This is a genomic window from Paraburkholderia sp., assembly GCF_047605525.1.
Classification (GTDB): Bacteria; Pseudomonadota; Gammaproteobacteria; order Burkholderiales; family Burkholderiaceae; genus Paraburkholderia.
The window spans coordinates 74,175-91,888 of the sequence record NZ_JASGFN010000021.1 but is presented as its reverse complement, the minus strand read 5'-3'; the positions used below and the strand labels follow the sequence as shown (position 1 = coordinate 91,888).

Here is a 17,714-nt window from a genome sequence, read left to right as displayed (position 1 = left end):
CGTGCGTTCCTGCGTAACCCGGCCGGGCAGCCGCGAGAACCAGGGCGCGCGCCTGCCGATGCAAGCGGCCACGCTTCCTTCGCGATACTCAACATAACGTGCATACCGTTGAGCGGAAACGGAAAAATTCGGAAGCTTCCGCGAACCTAGGTAGAATACGTTTTTAACCAGCTTACGAAACAACATGTCTGCCAGCGCAGTGAATGTGAACCCCGGGCGCAACGTCGTCGTCGTGGGAACCCAATGGGGTGATGAGGGCAAGGGCAAGATCGTCGACTGGCTGACGGACCACGCTCAAGGCGTCGTTCGCTTCCAGGGTGGTCACAATGCCGGTCACACGCTTATCATCGGCGGCAAGAAAACCATCTTGCGTCTGATTCCGTCGGGCATCATGCGTCCCGGCGTCGCGTGCTACATCGGCAATGGCGTCGTGTTGTCGCCGGAAGCGCTGTTCAAGGAAATCGGCGAGCTCGAAGCCGCCGGCATCGACGTCCAGAAACGTCTGTTCATTTCCGAAGCCACCACGCTGATCCTGCCGTATCACATCGCGATCGACCAGGGCCGCGAAGCGCGCCGCGGCGCGGGCAAGATCGGTACCACCGGCCGCGGTATCGGCCCCGCGTACGAAGACAAGGTCGCGCGCCGCGGTCTGCGCGTGCAGGACCTGTTCGACGCACCGGCTTTCTCCGAGCGTCTGCGCGAAAACCTCGACTATCACAACTTCGTGCTCACGCAATACCTCGGCGTCGCCGCGGTCGACTTCCAGCAGACGCTCGACACGATGCTGAGCTACGCCGACCGTCTGAAGCCGATGGTTACCGATGTGTCGCGCCGTCTCTACGACGTGAACGCCGATGGTGGCAATCTGCTGTTCGAAGGCGCGCAGGGCACGCTGCTCGATATCGATCACGGTACCTATCCGTTCGTCACGTCGAGCAACTGCGTCGCGGGCGCGGCGACCGCCGGCGCGGGCGTCGGTCCGCAAAAGCTCAACTACATTCTCGGCATCACGAAGGCGTACTGCACGCGCGTCGGTTCGGGCCCGTTCCCGAGCGAGCTGTACGACGCCGACAACGCATCGCGTCAGGATCCGCTCGGCCTCGAACTGGCCACCGTCGGCAAGGAATTCGGCTCGGTCACCGGCCGTCCGCGCCGCACCGGCTGGCTCGACGTCGCCGCGCTGCGCCGCTCGATCCAGATCAACGGCGTGTCGGGTCTGTGCATGACCAAGCTCGACGTGCTCGACGGCCTCGACGAAGTGAAGCTGTGCGTCGGCTACACGGTCAACGGCAACCAGGTCGATCTGCTGCCGCGCGGTGCGTTGGAAGTCGCGCATTGCGAGCCGGTCTACGAAACGTTTGCGGGCTGGAAGGCAAGCACGGTCGGCATCAAGGAGTGGGACAAGCTGCCCGCCAACGCGCGTGCGTATCTCGCGCGCGTGCAGGAAGTCGCGGGTATTCCGATCGATATGGTGTCCACCGGTCCGGATCGCGACGAAACGATTCTGCTGCGTCATCCGTTCAAGGTCTAAGCGATGCAAGGTGTACCGATGATCGCGATGAAAGATCCGCGTAACGACGACAGGAACCTGTGGGTCGGCTGGGACGAATATCACCGGCTGATCGAATTGCTCGCGTTGACCGTGCACGAATCGGGCTGGAAGTTCGACAAGATCCTGTGCCTCGCGCGCGGCGGTCTGCGCGTCGGCGATCAGCTTTCGCGTATCTACGATCTGCCGCTGGCGATTCTCGCGACGAGTTCGTATCGCGAGGCGGCCGGCACCGAGCAGGGCGAGCTCGACATCGCGCAATACATCACGATGACGCGTGGCGAACTGCACGGCAACGTGCTGCTCGTCGACGATCTCGTCGATTCGGGCGTCACGCTCGCGCGCGTGCAGCAGCATCTGAAGGAGCGTTACCCGGCGATCACCGCGGTGCGCTCGGCGGTACTGTGGTACAAGGCCTGCTCGAAGGTGAAGCCGGACTATCACGTGCAGTATCTGCCGACGAACCCGTGGATTCATCAGCCGTTCGAGGAATGGGACACGGTGCGTCCGCACAACCTTGGCGCATGGATCAAGCGAGGCATCGCGCAGGCCGAGGAATCGTCGTCCAGGTAATGCAAGGGCGCGCGCCTGACGGGTGTTCTGCTTTTGCGGATTGTCTCCCGGGACTTTACGCTCCGGCAGCATGCCGCTTTCAACGCACTTTCCCATCGCAATTTCCGCAAAACGGGGCCCAGTCGGCTCCGTTTTTTTATGCGCGCGCTCCATCCGCAGCGGTGAGCGGTTCGTGAAAGCACGCGCGCCGCTCGCCGTCAGGACGGCCGCCCCGCGGCAGACGCGTCCATATCGCGGTGCTACACTGCGCGGACCATCCACGTGGTGTATCCACAACAAGCCGGGCGGTGTCAGGCGGGCAGTTTAGAATAGCGGTCGTTTTTTCTGCCCGGGAACGGATTCTCTCGCGTCTATGACAGATAACAATCACGTACACAAACAGCCGCTGCCTTCTCTTGCGATTGCCGCGATCGGCGTGGTGTTCGGTGACATTGGCACGAGCCCGTTGTATTCGCTTAAAGAGGCTTTCAGCCCGTCGCACGGCATTCCGCTGACCGATCAATCGATTCTCGGCGTGATCTCGCTGCTGTTCTGGGCGATCGTGATCGTGGTCGGCGTCAAGTACGTGCTGTTCGTGATGCGCGCCGACAACAACGGCGAGGGCGGTGTGCTCGCACTGATGGCGCTGGCGCTGCGCTCGTTCGATCAGAAATCGAAAGTGGCCGGCGTTCTGATGATGCTCGGCATCTTCGGCGCCTGCATGTTTTACGGCGACGCGGTGATCACCCCCGCGATCTCCGTGATCTCGGCGGTCGAGGGTCTCGAGATCGCCGCTCCTCATCTGTCGCATCTGGTGATTCCGCTCACGATCGTGATCCTGATCGTGCTGTTCTGGATCCAGCGGCATGGCACGGCCACGGTCGGCCGCCTGTTCGGCCCGATCATGACGCTGTGGTTCCTCGTGCTCGCAGCGCTCGGCCTGTGGCACATCGTGCAGTCGCCGAACGTCATCCGCGCGCTGAATCCGTACTACGCGTACACGTTCATGGCCGCGCACGTGCTGCAGGCCTATGTGGTGCTCGGTTCGGTCGTGCTGGTGCTGACCGGCGCCGAGGCGCTGTATGCGGACATGGGCCACTTCGGCGCGCAGCCGATTCGCATGGCGTGGTATGTGCTCGTGATGCCGTCGCTGGTGCTGAACTACTTCGGCCAGGGCGCGCTGCTGATGCACGACGCGAGGGCCATCGAAAATCCGTTCTTTCTGCTCGCGCCGGACTGGGCGCTGCTGCCGCTCGTCGTGCTGTCGACGGTGGCGACGGTGATCGCGTCGCAGGCGGTGATCTCGGGCGCGTATTCGCTGACGAGCCAGGCGATCCAGCTCGGTTATGTTCCGCGTATGAAGATCCTGCACACGTCGGAACTGGCGATCGGGCAGATCTATGTGCCGGTGGTGAACTGGATGCTGCTGTTCATCATTCTGTGCATCGTGATCGCGTTCAAGAGTTCGGACAATCTGGCGGCCGCGTACGGTATCGCCGTGACCGCGACGATGGTGATCACCACGATCCTCGCATGCGTCGTAATGGTGAAGGTGTGGAACTGGAACAAGTTCCTCGTCGCGCTGATCATCGGCGTGTTCATGGTGGTCGACCTGGGCTTTTTCGGCGCGAACCTGCTGAAGGTCGAAGAGGGCGGCTGGTTGCCGCTGTGCATTGGCGGGCTGCTGTTCTTCCTGCTGATGACGTGGTTCAAGGGCAGGATGATCGTCAAGGAGCGCACGGCCGCCGACGGTATTCCGCTGATGCCGTTCCTGCAGGGGCTGCTCGCGCATCCGCCGCATCGCGTGTCGGGCACGGCGATCTATCTGACCGGCAGCGACACGCTGGTGCCGGTGAGCCTGCTGCACAACCTGAAGCACAACAAGGTGCTGCATGAGCGCACGATCTTCCTGACCTTCGTCACGCGCGACATTCCCTATGTGAACGACGCGGAGCGCGTGACGGTCAGGGATATGGACGGCGGCCTGTACCTGGTGAAGGCGGCCTACGGCTTTAACGAGACCCCGGACGTGAAGGCGGTGTTGCTCGAAGTCGGCCGCACGCACGACATGACCTTCGAGATGATGGACACGTCGTTCTTCCTCGCGCGCGAGACGGTGGTGCCCACGCAGTTGCCGGGCATGTCGGTGTGGCGCGAACGCGTATTCGCGTGGATGCACCAGAACGCGGCGAAGCCGACCGATTTCTTCAGTATTCCGGCGAACCGCGTCGTGGAGCTGGGGACCAAGATTGAGATCTGATAGCGCTCTGTTTCCAGCCGACTGGTTGCTCCCACGCGTTGCATAGGGGAGCGCAAACAAAAAGCCCACGCATTGCGTGGGCTTTTTGGTTTCTGTGCGTAAGAGCATCGAAGCTACACAGCGCTCGCTATACGAAGGTACGCGGGCCTGCGTTCAGGCGAAGAGGCTCGCGCGTACGGAGAAGTGCACCAATCCGATGTGCCTGCACCGCACGCGCTGCGTGCCTACTTCTGCTTGAGCTTCGCAAACGCGGCGGCCATCGCGCCAGCGGGCTCGGGTTCGCGCGAGCGCTGCGGCGCGCCGCGTCCCGCACCGCCGCGATTGAAGCCGCCACGATCCTGCTGCGCGCCACCTCCACCGCCGCGGGCAGCCGTCGCGCCGGGTTCGTCGTCGAGACGCATCGTCAGCGCAATACGCTGGCGCTTCACGTCGACTTCGAGCACCTTGACCTTGACGATCTGGCCGGCCTTCACGACCTCGTGCGGATCCTTCACGAACTTCGTCGACATCGCCGATACGTGCACGAGACCATCCTGATGCACGCCGACGTCGATGAACGCGCCGAACGCCGCGACGTTCGTCACGACGCCTTCGAGCACCATGCCCGGGATCAGGTCGCTGACCTTCTCGACGCCTTCGCGGAACGTCGCGGTCTTGAATTCGGGACGCGGATCGCGGCCCGGCTTTTCGAGCTCGACCAGAATGTCTCGCACGGTCGGCAAGCCGAAACGCTCGTCGACGAATTCGTTCGGCGACAGCCCGCGCAATGCGTCGCGGTTGCCGAGCACTTCGCCGACCTGCTTGCTGATCTTCGCGAGAATCCGCTCGACGACCGGATACGCCTCCGGGTGCACCGATGAACGATCGAGCGGATTCTCGCCGTTGTTGATGCGCAGGAAGCCGGCCGCCTGCTCGAACGTCTTGTCGCCGAGCCGCGGCACGCGGCGCAGATGCTCGCGCGACGGGAACGGACCGTTCGCATCGCGATAGTCGACGATATTGCGCGCGAGCGTCGCATTCAGACCCGACACGCGCGCGAGCAGCGCGACCGACGCGGTGTTCGCATCGACGCCCACCGCGTTCACGCAATCCTCGACGACCGCATCGAGCGAACGCGCGAGTTCGCGCTGGTTCACGTCGTGCTGGTACTGGCCGACGCCGATCGCCTTCGGCTCGATCTTCACGAGCTCGGCGAGCGGATCCTGCAGGCGGCGCGCGATCGACACCGCGCCGCGCAGCGACACGTCCATGTCGGGGAATTCCTTCGCGGCGAGCTCGGACGCCGAGTACACCGACGCGCCCGCTTCGGACACGACGATCTTCCGCAGCTTGAGCTCCGGATGACGCGCGATCAGCTCGCTCGCGAGCTTGTCGGTCTCGCGCGACGCCGTACCGTTGCCGATGCTGATCAGCTCGGCCTGCGTTTGCGCGGCGAGGCGCGCGAGCTTCGCGAGCGAGCCGTCCCAGTCGCGGCGCGGCTCGTGCGGGTAGATCGTGTCGGTCGCGAGCACCTTGCCGGTACGATCGACCACCGCGACCTTGACGCCGGTGCGCAGCCCCGGATCGAGACCGATTACCGCCTTCGGGCCGGCCGGCGCCGCGAGCAGCAGGTCCTTCAGATTGCGCGCGAACACGCGGATCGCCTCGTGCTCGGCTTCGTCGCGCAGATTGGTCAGCAGCTCGTTCTCGAGATGCGGCTGCACCTTCACGCGCCAGCACCAGCGGCACACGTCGGAGAGCCACTTGTCGGCGGGGCGGTTCTGATTGGCGATGCCGAAGTGCCGCGCGATCAGCGCTTCGCCCGGATGCGGCACCTGTGCGTCGAGTTCCTCGCCGAGCCCCAGCCTGATCATCAGCACGCCGGCATTACGGCCGCGGAACAGCGCGAGCGCGCGATGCGACGGCACCGTGCGGATGGTTTCCGAGTAGTCGTAGTAGTCGCGGAATTTCTCCTCCTCGGCGGTTTCCTTGCCTTCCACCACCTTCGACGACACCACGCCCTGGTTGTACAGGTAGTCGCGCAGCTTGCCGAGCAGCTCGGCGGTTTCGCCGAACTGCTCGGAGAGGATGTCACGCGCGCCGTCGAGCGCGGCCTTGGCATCGGCGACGCCTTTGTCCGCGTCCACGTAGGCGGCCGCCTCGCTTTGCGGGTCCAGCAGCGGATTGCCCAGCAGCGCGTCGGCGAGCGGCTGCAGGCCGGCCTCGCGGGCGATCTGCGCACGCGTGCGGCGCTTCGGCTTGTACGGCAGATACAGATCTTCCAGCACCTGCTTGCTGTCGGCGGCTTCGAGCGCGCCGCGCAGTTCGTCGGTGAGCTTGCCCTGTTCGTCGATGCTCGCGATGATCGCGGCGCGCCGGTCTTCCAGCTCGCGCAGATACAGCAGGCGTTCCTCGAGATTGCGCAGTTGCGTGTCGTCGAGATTGCCAGTCACTTCCTTGCGGTAACGGGCGATGAACGGAACGGTCGCGCCTTCGTCGAGAAGTTCCACCGCGGCCGCGACCTGGCGCGGCTGGACGGACAATTCGACGGCGATGCGCTGGACGATCTTGAGTGCTACGGTTTCCGTCATAAGGTCAAGGTGTTCCTGCGGACTCAGTGAGGGGCCGCGCGCGGGCGGCGGGTCGGGACAGGCCGGGCGTGCGCCGCGACCAGGAGCGGGGCATTTTGCCATAAATGCCAGAGGGCTCAATCGCGGGATGTTAGAATTTCGGGCATGTTCCGTTGACCCCCTACGACGTTGCCAATCTCCTTGTCCCTCAACCGCCGGGTCTCTTTTCTGTCGTCAGATTCGCTGCCGGGTTCGTCTCAATTGCCGCTCACTTCGTTGCGTTCGCCGCTCGTTTCGCGCACGTCGGTTGCGTCGGCGGCGCGTGCAGTTTCGCGTGTGGTGGCCACGGTGAGCGCGGCGTGCGTGGTCGCCGCGGCGGCTGCCGTGCCGGCGTCCGCTGTCGCGCAAACGGCGGCCCAGACCGCAACGCCCGGGCAGGGCATCGCGCCGGTCGCGGCGCCGGGCAACGCAGCCACGTCAGCCGCTGGAGCCGCGCTACCCGCCCAGACGGCGGACGCGGTAACCGCCGGCAGCGCGCAGAGCGCGAGCGAGGCGGCCGCGCTGGACCAATCGTTCGAGGAACGGCAACAGTCGCTCGACCAGCGTACCGACGACAACAACTATCAATACGCGGTCGCGCAGCACAACTGCTATAGCCGCTTCTTCGTCAACCACTGCCTGAACCGCGCGCGCGACTCGATGCGCTCCGCGCAAGTGGAAATCCGCAAGGAACAGCTCGCACTGGATGCCGAACAACGCGCGCAACGCGCGCGAGAGCGCGATGAGCGCACGGCGCTGCGGCGCGCGCAAGCCCAGGCGGAAGCGCCGCAGCGTGCCGCTGAAGACGCGCGCAACGAGCAGGCGTATCAGGACAAGCAGCGTCAGCACGCACTCGACGAGGCGCAGCGCAACGCCGAGGCGCCGCAGCGCGCGGCCAACGCGCAGGCCTACGAGGACAAGCAGCATCAGCACGCGCTTGATCAGGCGCAACGCAATGCCGAGGCGCCGCAGCGCGCGGCCAACGCCCAGGCCTACGACGAAAAGCAGCGCCAGCACGCGCTGGATCAGACGCAGCGCGGCATCACGCCGGCGCAGGCGGCGGCCAACCAGCAGGCTTACGATCAGAAGCAGGGCGATTTTCAGCGCAAGCTCGAGGAAGCGCGCCAGCAGGGCGCGCAAAAGGCGCTCGAGCGTCAGCAGAAGCAGGAAAATTTCGAGAAGAAGCAGGCCGACGCGGCGCAGCACAAGCTCGACGTCGAGGCGCGTCAGAAGCAGGCCGCCGAGAAAGCCGAGCAGAAGCGTCAGGACCAGTTGAAGCAGCAGCAACTCGAAGAGCAGCAAAAACAGCAACAGCAAGAGTAAATGTGCTGTAGTCAGTGACTGTGCTGTAATGATCCCGGCGGTCGTCGCCAGGATCGCCGTAGTCGCCGTAACGCGTTTTGAGCCGGACAGCAACCTCAGGCATCGGGCTGCGCGCACGCGGTCCATGCCGCAGACGAGAGGAGGCGAGCATGCGCGATCATCGTCACGTCATCGACGCGAACACACTTCGTGACCGCATTCTGCAACTGGAATCGGAGCATAGTGGGCTCGACCGGTTGATCGAGCGGATATCGGATGAGCCCGGCATCGACGACTTCGAGTTGCAGCGCCTGAAAAAGCGCAAACTCAAAGTCAAGGACACCATCATCTTGCTGCAATTGCAGCTCGAACCGGACGCACGCGCCTGAGTTCGCGGCCTGGCAGGCGCCGGGCGCGCAGCGCGCGAGCCGGACCTAGCAGGAACGCTTGCCTTGAATTCACCGCACGAAACCTCACCCCGGGGCGCGCCGGGTAACGCTTCCACCAGCGACACGCCGGCGCCGCGCGCGGCCGCGTCCGTGGCGGGCGTCACGCTGAGCCGGCGCCGCGCGACGGAGCTCGACGAGATCTTCGCCGACAACGGGCTGCTCGCGCGCCAGATCGACGGCTATCGGCCGCGCGCGTCGCAGATCGAGATGGCGCGCGCCGTCGCCGCCGCGATGGAAGCGTCGGGCCGCGCGATGCCCGAGCCCGCGATGTTCGAGGCGCAGAAGCGTCCGGCGCGACGTGTCCAATCGATGGGCGCCGATCGCGCCGCCTCGGCCGACAGTGCCGACCGTGCCGACAGCACGGAAGCGGACGGCGGCGACGACGACGGCGAGAACACGCTGATCGTCGAGGCGGGCACGGGCACCGGCAAGACTTATGCGTACCTGGTGCCGGCGATGCTGTGGGGCGGCAAGGTGATCGTCTCCACCGGCACCAAGCATCTTCAGGATCAACTGTTCCAGCGCGATATTCCGACCGTGCGCGACGCGCTCGCGGTGCCGGTGTCGGTTGCGATGCTGAAGGGGCGCGCGAACTATCTGTGCCACTACTACCTGCAACGCACCGCGGACAACGGCCGCCTGCCGTCGCGCCAGGAAACCTCGTATCTGCAGGACATCGTGCGCTTCGCGAAGATCACGCGCACCGGCGACAAGGCCGAGCTCGCGAGCGTGCCGGAGACCGCGGCGGTGTGGTCGATGGTGACGTCGACACGCGATAACTGTCTCGGCCAGGAGTGCCCGCATTACAAGGACTGTTTCGTGATGCAGGCACGCCGCGAAGCGCAGCAGGCAGACATCGTGGTGGTCAACCACCATCTCTTTTTCGCCGACATCATGTTGCGCGATACCGGCATGGCCGAGTTGCTGCCGACCGCCAACACGGTGATCTTCGACGAAGCGCATCAACTGCCCGAAACCGCGACGCTGTTCTTCGGCGAGACACTGTCCACCGCGCAGTTCCTCGAGCTCGCGCGCGATTCGGTGGCCGAGGGCCTCGGCCATGCGCGCGATGCGGTCGACTGGGTCAAGCTCGGCGCGACGCTCGAGCGCGCGGCGCGCGACGTGCGGCTTGCGTTCAAGGAAGACACGGTGCGGCTGTCGATTGGCCAGTTGCCCGACGATCATCCGCTGTTCCCCGCGCTCGGGACGCTCGAAGCGGAACTCGATGCGCTGGCCGCCGCGCTGGCAGGGCAGGCCGAGCGGGCCGAATCGCTCGGTGCCTGTCTGCGCCGCGCGCGCGAGTTGCAGGACGTGCTGAGCGGCTGGACCACGCCGCCTACCAGCGCCGAGCGCGACGCGGCTGATACGCGCGATGGCGCCGTGGCCAACACCGATGCACAGCGCGCCGACCCGAATGAAAAGGTGCGTTGGATCGAGGTGTTCTCGCATACGGTGCAATTGCACGAAACGCCGCTGTCGGTCGCGCCCATTTTCGCGAAGCAGCGCGCCGGCGTGCCGCGCGCATGGATCTTCACGTCGGCCACGCTGTCGGTGCGCGGCGACTTCACGCACTACGCGGCGCAGATGGGGCTGAATTCGAAACGTTCGATGACGCTGCCGAGCCCGTTCGATTATCCGTCGCAGGGGTTGCTGTACGTACCGCGCAATCTGCCGCAGCCGTCGTCGCCGATGTTCACCGACGCGGTGTTCGATGCCGCGCTGCCCGCGATCGAAGCATCGGGCGGCGGCGTCTTCATGCTGTGTACGACGCTGCGCGCGGTGGACCGCATTTCGGCGAAGCTGCGCGACGCGATCGAGGCGCGCGGCTGGGACTATCCGCTGCTGGTGCAGGGCGATGCGAGCCGCACGGAATTGCTCGAGCGCTTTCGCGCATACGGCAACGCGATTCTGGTCGGCAGCCAGAGTTTCTGGGAGGGGGTGGACGTGCGCGGCGATGCGTTGTCGCTTGTCGTGATCGACAAGCTGCCGTTTGCGCCGCCCGACGACCCGGTGCTGTCCGCGCGGCTCGATGCGCTTACGAAAAAGGGCTTGAGCCCGTTCGCCGTGCATCAGTTGCCGCAGGCCGTGATTACGCTGAAGCAGGGCGCGGGCCGGCTGATTCGCGCGGAGACCGATCGCGGCGTGCTGATGATCTGCGACACGCGTCTCGTCGACAAACCGTACGGGCGCCGTATCTGGCAAAGTCTGCCGCCGTTCAAGCGGACCCGTGAGATCGACGTGGTGCGCGAATTTTTTGAAGAGAGTGCCGTGCCGGGCGCGGCGGCTCAACAATAGATCCGTTCTGGGCTGGTGCTAAAAAGCCGCCGCTGTAAAAAGCGGCGGCTTTTTCAATCGTTTTCAAATGATTCGGCCGTGCAAAGCCTGCGCGGGATCAAAAAATCCAATCCAAAAAGCAAAACGCCACGGAGATGAATCCGTGGCGTTTTGCCTGACTGCCCGGGAAACCGAACCGATTTCCCGAAGCAGTTCTCGCCCGGAGGCGAACCCTACGCGACAGCTTACTGGCTTGCGCCCGAAGCCGGAGCAGCAGCCGAAGCAGCAGCGTCCGACGCGGCAGCGCTAGCGTCCGAAGCAGCAGCCGAAGCCGAAGCAGCAGCGTCGCTCGCAGCAGCAGCAGCACCCGAAGCAGCCGTAGCTGCATCCGAAGCCGCGGCAGCCGGTGCCGAAGCAGCCGCTGCGTCGCTAGCCGGTGCAGCGGCCTGGTCGTTGCTCTTGTTGCAAGCAGCCAGTGCCACAGCTGCCAACAGGGATGCTACGAGGAGGGATTTCTTCATGATCACGTCCTTTTATGGTTTAAAGGTAAGCAACAGCGCAAAATAAAACCGGTAATGTGCTCCAACACCGACCTGGGCCGCTGGTGGAGATGCTCTTTCGACGAGCTGAAATCTTCCCTACGGCTTGGGCGGAAATTATATGCACTTTCGTACTGACAGTCGATAAATCCGGGGTCAATACGTTGTCTTTCTCATACAAAATTTCACTGTACGGTATAACAGGCGGGCAGAGTTACGCAAGCTCGCCTACCTGTATCCAGCCCGCACAATACCACTCGTGTAGTCGTGCTGTCACCGACGAATCGTGTGAGAGTGTTACAAAGCGTTTCGCACTCATGCAGCGCTGATTTGCGAAATCAAACAGCCATTTTTTTGTACCGTCCAGCGAGATTTCTTCTCCATTTACGAAGAAAAAACGGCTTTCATACAACAGGTTAGTCTTGCGATCGAGCCGTAGACCGCTTTTCCTCGCCGCGCCGATGAAACGCGCTTCGTTGAGCGGCCGATGCGGCGGATCGAAGACCACACTCGGCTTGGGTTCGCTGAGGTAGGTGCCAAGGAACGACGCAATATCCTGCTCATTCCATTTGATCCGAGCAAGGATCGCGCCAACCCGTTCGACGAGCGCCGGGGGCAGCTCGGCCGGCCGCTCGACGGCGGATTGCCGTGGGTCGCGATAAAGCGCGCCGGCCTTGCCCGCGGCCTCACCCCGCTCGGCCAGATAATAGAGAAACTGCGCGGCCAGCTCGCCCTCTGAGGGCGCGCGAAAACCGATCGAACAGGTCATGCATTCGCCCTCGGCGGTGCCGTCGTGCGCGATATGCGGCGGCAGGTACAGCATGTCGCCGGGCTCCAGCACCCACTCTTCCTCGGGTTCGAAGTTCTGTAAAACTTTCAATGGCAAACCGGCTTGCAGCGTCAGATCTTTCTGCGCGCTGATGCGCCAGCGGCGCTTGCCTTTTACTTGCAAAAGAAACACATCGTAGGAATCGAAGTGGGGGCCGACGCCGCCGCCGTCGCTCGCGTACGAGATCATCAGATCGTCGAGACGCGCGTCCGGCACGAAGCGGAAACGGTCGAGCAATGCGCGCGCGCGGTCGTCGTGCAGATCGACACCCTGCACGAGGAGCGTCCATGCGCGCTGCGTCACCGACGGCAGTTCGTCGGGTGCGAACGGTCCGTGCTCGAGTTGCCATTTGTTGCGGAAGTGAGTGATCAGACGCGCTTCGACTTCGTCCTGATCGGCCAGCGCGAAAAGTTGATCACGCGAGAGCGGTGCTTCGATGTTCGGCATCGCCTGACGGATCAGGAGCGGCTTTTTCTGCCAGTACCGGCGCATGAATTGCGACGGGCTCAGATTGCCGAGCAATGCGGTCGGAACATCGGGCGAAAGTGGACGAATCGGCTGGGTGGAGAGCTCTGAAGCAGGCGACGAATTGCGTGTCGAAGCTGCCTCGGCCGGGTGGTGAGCGGGCCGCCTGGGCATCGTATAATGTGAGTTGTATTCTGGAGAGTCGAATGAAAATCGCAAAGAACACCGTCGTGTCGGTCGCCTACAAGCTGTCGGATGCGCAGGGCAATCTGATTGAGGAAAGCGACGAGCCGATGGTCTATCTGCACGGCGGCTATGATGGCACGTTCCCCAAGATCGAGGAAGAGCTCGACGGCCACGAGGCCGGCTTCGAGACCCAGATCCAGCTCGAGCCGCAAGACGCGTTCGGCGAGTACGATCCCGAGCTCGTGAAGATCGAGCCGCGTGATCGCTTCCCGGAGCCGCTCGAAGTCGGCATGCAGTTCGAAGGCACGCCGGAAGACGGCGACGAGGACATCGATGCGCTGGTCTACGTGGTGACCGACGTCGCGGAAGACAAGGTCGTGCTCGATGGCAATCATCCGCTCGCCGGCATGGCGCTGCGTTTCGCGTTGACCGTGAAAGACGTGCGCCCGGCTACCGAAGACGAAATCGAACACGAACACGCGCATGGCGCGGACGGCCTCGAAGTCCTCGACGACGATGAGGACGAAGACGAAGAAGGCAACTCAAAACCCACTCTGCACTGAACTCGCCGGTTTGCCGGGCACGCCCGACGGGGCGTCCGGCACGCGCGGCACCGTCGCGGGGGCAGGCGGCGCCGACGCAGGTAAAACGGGCGTGGCCGGAAGTATCGACCCCGGCGGCATCGAGATCGCCGGCCCGTAGCCGCCACCGCCCTGGTCGGACGGGATGCGTGGCAACTGATCCTGCGGCGACTCTCCCGGCGTTGGCAATAGCGGCGGCAATTCCGACGCCGGCCCGAACCTTTCCACATTCGGCATATCCGGCGCACCCGGCATCGACGCGCCGGATTCGTCGCGCGGCGATCCTGGCGGCGGCAAAACCGGCGGCGTAGCCGGCAGCGGCATCTGCTTCGGCACATCGCGCACGCTCACGCGAAATGGCGGTTTCCTGCCGAAATCTGCTTCAATCTCAACCCACTCGTTAAGACGATCACGCGGTGCAAGCCCGATACGCGTGAGATTCGTCACGGTCATACCTTTGTCGTTGCGTAACGGCTGATCGATGACGAAGCCGCCGGCCGCGCGCTCGTCGTCGGAATGAACCACGACCACCGGTCCGTGGAAGATCTGCGCGAGCTTGACGAGATTGCGCTTGAATTCCAGGAAGCCGTCGCGCCGCGGGCTGTGCGCGAAGTGCAGCCATGCGAACCGTTCGGGCCGTTCATAACGCTCCGGGTCGAAGTCGCCCTGAATGAAGATGACGATCGCGCGCGCATCGCGGCGTTTCGCGTATTCGCCCGCGTGCTCGAGCCAGAACGCGTTGGCGATTACGCGATCCTCGAACTCGCCATTGCGGCCGCCCGCGGTCAGATAGTGATTGTTCGGGCCCGGCGCGTTCAGACCGACGAACACGATGTCGCCGGCTTTGTCATTCACGACCCAGCGCACGTTCTCGCGGAACGGACGAAAGCGCGAGACTTCGCTTTCACGCGTCAACGCGATGGGGTTCTGGCCCATCGACGTCGGATCGGCGAACAGCGTTTGCCGCAGCAGATCGAGCCGCTCGACCGGATCGAAGCCGCCGGCTTCGGCCGTGCCGCAATCGACCCAGTCGTGCTGACCGGGAATGAAGAAGAGGGCAGGCCGCGCGCTTTCGAGCAGCATGTAGCGGCGCTCGTAGAGCGCGTCGCGGCAGGCTTCCTTCGGCCCTTTCAGATTGCCGTTGTAGACGATGAAGCTCACGTCGCGCTCGCGGCCGATCGCCTCGAGCAGCCGCCGCGTGGACGCTTCGTCGGCGGGGCTGTGCATCGTGTCGGCGATGACCGCGAACGCGAGGCGCGAGGCTTCGGCGTGCACCGGCGGCGTCCATGCGCACAGCACCGTGAGCGAAACGATACCGCCCGTCAAGGCGCGTGCGTGGCGCAGCGCCGCGCGAAACCCGCGCGGGCGCCGCGAATACTCCGATGTGTCAGTGGTCCGCATCCGGCGCGACGGCCAGTTCGTGCAGTTCGTACAGCAGCTCGAGTGCCTCGCGCGGCCGCAGATCGTTCGGATCGATGCCGCGCAGACGCTCGACGAGCGTCTCCATGGCGGGCGATGCGGGCCTGACTTCGTTGTCGGCATCGTAGTCGTCGTCGGCGTCTTCGGCGAGCATTGCCGGCGGTGCGGCAAACAGATCGAGTTGCGGCGCGGGCTGCGCGGCCGATTGCTGTTCCAGATGCGCGAGATGCTTGCGCGCCGCGCGGATCACCGCGTTCGGCACGCCGGCGAGTTGCGCGACCTGCAGGCCGTAGCTTTGATTGGCCGGCCCCTCGTTGACCGCGTGCAAAAACACGATGCCGTGCCCATGCTCGACCGCCGACAGATGCACGTTGGCCGCATGCGGAAACTCCGCCGGCAGTTGCGTCAGTTCGAAGTAATGCGTCGCGAAGAGCGTGTAGCAGCCGTTGTGCGCGAGCAGGTGGCGCGCGATCGCCCAGGCGAGCGCGAGGCCGTCGAACGTCGACGTGCCGCGGCCGATCTCGTCCATCAGCACCAGACTGCGCGGCGTCGCGTCGTTGAGGATCGCGGCGGCTTCGGTCATTTCGACCATAAAGGTGGAGCGGCCGCCGGCGAGGTCGTCGGCCGCGCCGATGCGCGTGAAGATGCGGTCGATCGGTCCAAAGGCCGCGCGCCGCGCGGGCACGTAGCTGCCCACGTATGCGAGCAGCGCGATCAGCGCCGTCTGGCGCATGAAGGTCGACTTACCGCCCATGTTCGGGCCGGTGATCAGCAGCAGCTTGCGCTCGGCGTCGAGCGAGCAGTCGTTGGCGATGAACTGCTCGACCTGCGCCTCGACGACCGGATGGCGGCCCTGTTCGATGTCGATGCCGGCCTCCGCCGGGAACGTCGGCGCAACCCAGTCGAGCGCGCGGGCGCGCTCGCCGAAAGCGGCCAGCAGATCGAGCTCGGCGAGCGCCGACGCGACGCGCTGGCAGTCCGGAATGAACGGCAGCAACGATTGCAGCAGCGCGTCGTACAACGCGCGTTCACGGGCAAGCGCGCGTTCCTGCGCGGACAGCGCCTTGTCCTCGAAGGTTTTCAGCTCGGGCGTGATGTAGCGCTCGGCGTTCTTCAGCGTCTGACGGCGTCGATAGTCGTCCGGCACCTTGTCGGTCTGGCCGCGCGTGACTTCGATATAGAAGCCGTGCACCTTGTTGTACTCGACGCGCAGATTGCCGATGCCGGTGCGCGCGCGTTCGCGCGTTTCGAGATCGATCAGGAACTGGCCGCAGTTTTCCGAAATATCGCGCAGCTCGTCGAGCTCCGCATCGTAGCCGCGGGCGATCACGCCGCCGTCGCGCACCATCGCCGCGGGTTCCTGCGCGACCGCGTGCCGGAGCAGTTCGACACAGGCTGGCGGCGGCTCGAGCGCCGCATCGAGACGCGTGAGCGAATCGGCCTGCGGCGCAACAGCCGCGAGTTGCGCGCGCAACGCGGGCAGCGCGATGAACGTATCGCGCAGGCTCGACAGATCGCGCGGGCGCGCCGACAGCAGCGCGAGACGTCCGGTGATCCGTTCGATGTCCGATATCTGCCGCAGCGCGTGGCGCAATGTGTCGAGATCGGCGCCGGGCGGTGCGTCGAGCAGCGCGCCGATGGCCTGCTGGCGCGCCTGCGCGATTGCCGGATCGCGCGGCGGATGATGCAGCCAGTGACGCAGCAGGCGGCTGCCCATCGTCGTGCAGCAGGTGTCGAGCAGTGAGCACAGCGTCGGCGATTCGGTGCCGCGCAGCGTCTCGGTGAGTTCGAGGTTGCGGCGGGTCGCCGGATCGAGACCGATATATTCGGATTCGTATTCGACTTTCAGACTGCGTACATGACGCAATTGCTGGCCTTGCGTGGATGCCGCGTACAGCAGCAACGCGCCGGCCGCGCCGCATGCGCAGCCGAGCGAATGCGCGCCGAAGCCGTCGAGGCTCGCTACTTCGAGTTGATCGCACAGACGCTTGGTGCCCGACGCGATATCGAAATGCCACGCCGGCACGCGCGTTAGCGCGCCCGCGTTGGTGGGAGGTGTCCAGCTTGCCGAATCGGCGGTGCTGTCGGCGACGAGAATTTCCGCGGGACGGATGCGCTCGAGCGCGGCGGCGACCTGATCGGGCGCGACCTCGGCGAGCCGCAGCGCGCCGCTTGCGAGATTGAGCCACGCGAGGCCGACGCTCGTCGCGACGCCGCGGCGGTTATGCGCGACGCACATCGAGAGCAGGTAGACGTCGTTCTTGTCGGACAGCAGCGCGGCGTCCGTCAGCGTGCCCGGCGTGACCACGCGCACGACCTTGCGCTCGACCGGCCCCTTCGACGTGGCCGGGTCGCCGATCTGTTCGCAGATCGCGACGGATTCGCCGAGCTTCACGAGCCTCGCCAGGTACTGTTCGACCGCGTGATGCGGCACGCCCGCCATCTTGATCGGATTGCCCGCCGACGCGCCGCGCTGCGTGAGTGTCAGATCGAGCAGACGCGCGGCTTTTTCCGCGTCGTCGAAAAAGAGTTCGTAGAAGTCGCCCATCCGGTAGAACACCAGAGTGCCCGGATGTTCCGCCTTGATGCGCAGGTACTGCTGCATCATCGGTGTGTGTTGTGCGACGTCGTTGGCCGCTGCGGTTTGAGTGCCCATCCTCGGTGTCTTCTTGCGGTAGATGCCCAGGGCGTGAGTTTAACCCGCCGGGGCGGCGAACGGAC

12 protein-coding genes are annotated in these 17,714 nt (G+C 64.7%); 7 read left to right on the top strand and 5 right to left on the bottom strand.

Annotated features, from left to right (window positions below; translation table 11 throughout):
• Positions 1-184 precede the first annotated feature (184 nt).
• The 3 genes from QM685_RS26770 (at position 185) to QM685_RS26760 (ending at position 4,361) form a co-directional block, all read left to right on the top strand.
• Complete coding sequence (locus QM685_RS26770; protein WP_415121098.1) at positions 185-1,531, top strand: adenylosuccinate synthase; 1,347 nt, start codon at positions 185-187, stop codon at positions 1,529-1,531.
• Between the two features lie 18 nt (positions 1,532-1,549).
• Positions 1,550-2,122, top strand: a complete 573-nt coding sequence (locus QM685_RS26765; RefSeq protein ID WP_415121096.1) for a phosphoribosyltransferase — start codon at positions 1,550-1,552, stop codon at positions 2,120-2,122.
• A gap of 352 nt (positions 2,123-2,474) precedes the next feature.
• Positions 2,475-4,361, top strand: coding sequence for a potassium transporter Kup (locus QM685_RS26760; protein WP_415121094.1), 1,887 nt, complete (start codon positions 2,475-2,477; stop codon positions 4,359-4,361).
• Between the two features lie 224 nt (positions 4,362-4,585).
• On the opposite strand, the gene QM685_RS26755 is transcribed toward QM685_RS26760, so the two are convergent.
• Positions 4,586-6,931, bottom strand: a complete 2,346-nt coding sequence (locus QM685_RS26755; RefSeq protein ID WP_415121092.1) for a Tex family protein — start codon at positions 6,929-6,931, stop codon at positions 4,586-4,588.
• Positions 6,932-7,111: 180 nt separating this feature from the next.
• Between QM685_RS26755 and QM685_RS26750 the strand changes: the two genes are divergently transcribed.
• The 3 genes from QM685_RS26750 to QM685_RS26740 all read left to right on the top strand — a co-directional run bounded on the left by QM685_RS26750 (position 7,112) and on the right by QM685_RS26740 (position 10,995).
• Entirely contained in the window at positions 7,112-8,272 is a 1,161-nt protein-coding gene (locus QM685_RS26750) for a hypothetical protein (RefSeq protein WP_415121090.1), read from the top strand.
• Positions 8,273-8,421: 149 nt separating this feature from the next.
• The gene (locus QM685_RS26745; protein WP_415121088.1) at positions 8,422-8,640 is read left to right on the top strand and encodes a DUF465 domain-containing protein; all 219 of its coding nucleotides are present in this window, start codon (positions 8,422-8,424) and stop codon (positions 8,638-8,640) included.
• Between the two features lie 63 nt (positions 8,641-8,703).
• A complete protein-coding gene (locus QM685_RS26740) occupies positions 8,704-10,995 on the top strand; it encodes an ATP-dependent DNA helicase (RefSeq protein ID WP_415121086.1) in 2,292 nt (763 codons plus the stop codon).
• A gap of 224 nt (positions 10,996-11,219) precedes the next feature.
• Here the strand turns inward: QM685_RS26740 and QM685_RS26735 are convergent, their stop codons facing one another.
• Both QM685_RS26735 and QM685_RS26730 read right to left on the bottom strand, forming a co-directional pair.
• Positions 11,220-11,495, bottom strand: a complete 276-nt coding sequence (locus QM685_RS26735) for a hypothetical protein (protein WP_415121084.1) — start codon at positions 11,493-11,495, stop codon at positions 11,220-11,222.
• A 232-nt stretch (positions 11,496-11,727) separates the two neighbouring features.
• Entirely contained in the window at positions 11,728-12,981 is a 1,254-nt protein-coding gene (locus QM685_RS26730; protein WP_415121082.1) for a JmjC domain-containing protein, read from the bottom strand.
• Between the two features lie 32 nt (positions 12,982-13,013).
• Here QM685_RS26730 and QM685_RS26725 point away from each other — a divergent pair, with 32 nt between their 5' ends.
• Positions 13,014-13,556, top strand: coding sequence for an FKBP-type peptidyl-prolyl cis-trans isomerase (locus QM685_RS26725; protein ID WP_415121080.1), 543 nt, complete (start codon positions 13,014-13,016; stop codon positions 13,554-13,556).
• Here QM685_RS26725 and QM685_RS26720 read toward each other — a convergent pair.
• On the bottom strand, positions 13,536-14,975 hold the full coding sequence (locus tag QM685_RS26720; RefSeq protein WP_415121078.1) for a hypothetical protein: 1,440 nt from the start codon (positions 14,973-14,975) through the stop codon (positions 13,536-13,538). The genes QM685_RS26725 and QM685_RS26720 overlap by 21 nt on opposite strands.
• On the bottom strand, positions 14,962-17,649 hold the full coding sequence (mutS, locus tag QM685_RS26715; RefSeq protein ID WP_415121076.1) for a DNA mismatch repair protein MutS: 2,688 nt from the start codon (positions 17,647-17,649) through the stop codon (positions 14,962-14,964). The genes QM685_RS26720 and mutS overlap by 14 nt, the downstream gene beginning before the upstream one ends.
• Positions 17,650-17,714 lie beyond the last annotated feature (65 nt).

Coding starts and splice junctions, on each gene's coding strand:
- QM685_RS26770 (WP_415121098.1), top strand. CDS start 185: ATGTCTGCCAGCGCAGTGAATGTGAACCCCGGGCGCAACGTCGTCGTC.
- QM685_RS26765 (WP_415121096.1), top strand. CDS start 1,550: ATGATCGCGATGAAAGATCCGCGTAACGACGACAGGAACCTGTGGGTC.
- QM685_RS26760 (WP_415121094.1), top strand. CDS start 2,475: ATGACAGATAACAATCACGTACACAAACAGCCGCTGCCTTCTCTTGCG.
- QM685_RS26755 (WP_415121092.1), bottom strand. CDS start 6,931: ATGACGGAAACCGTAGCACTCAAGATCGTCCAGCGCATCGCCGTCGAA.
- QM685_RS26745 (WP_415121088.1), top strand. CDS start 8,422: ATGCGCGATCATCGTCACGTCATCGACGCGAACACACTTCGTGACCGC.
- QM685_RS26735 (WP_415121084.1), bottom strand. CDS start 11,495: ATGAAGAAATCCCTCCTCGTAGCATCCCTGTTGGCAGCTGTGGCACTG.
- QM685_RS26730 (WP_415121082.1), bottom strand. CDS start 12,981: ATGCCCAGGCGGCCCGCTCACCACCCGGCCGAGGCAGCTTCGACACGC.
- QM685_RS26725 (WP_415121080.1), top strand. CDS start 13,014: ATGAAAATCGCAAAGAACACCGTCGTGTCGGTCGCCTACAAGCTGTCG.
- QM685_RS26720 (WP_415121078.1), bottom strand. CDS start 14,975: ATGCGGACCACTGACACATCGGAGTATTCGCGGCGCCCGCGCGGGTTT.
- mutS (WP_415121076.1), bottom strand. CDS start 17,649: ATGGGCACTCAAACCGCAGCGGCCAACGACGTCGCACAACACACACCG.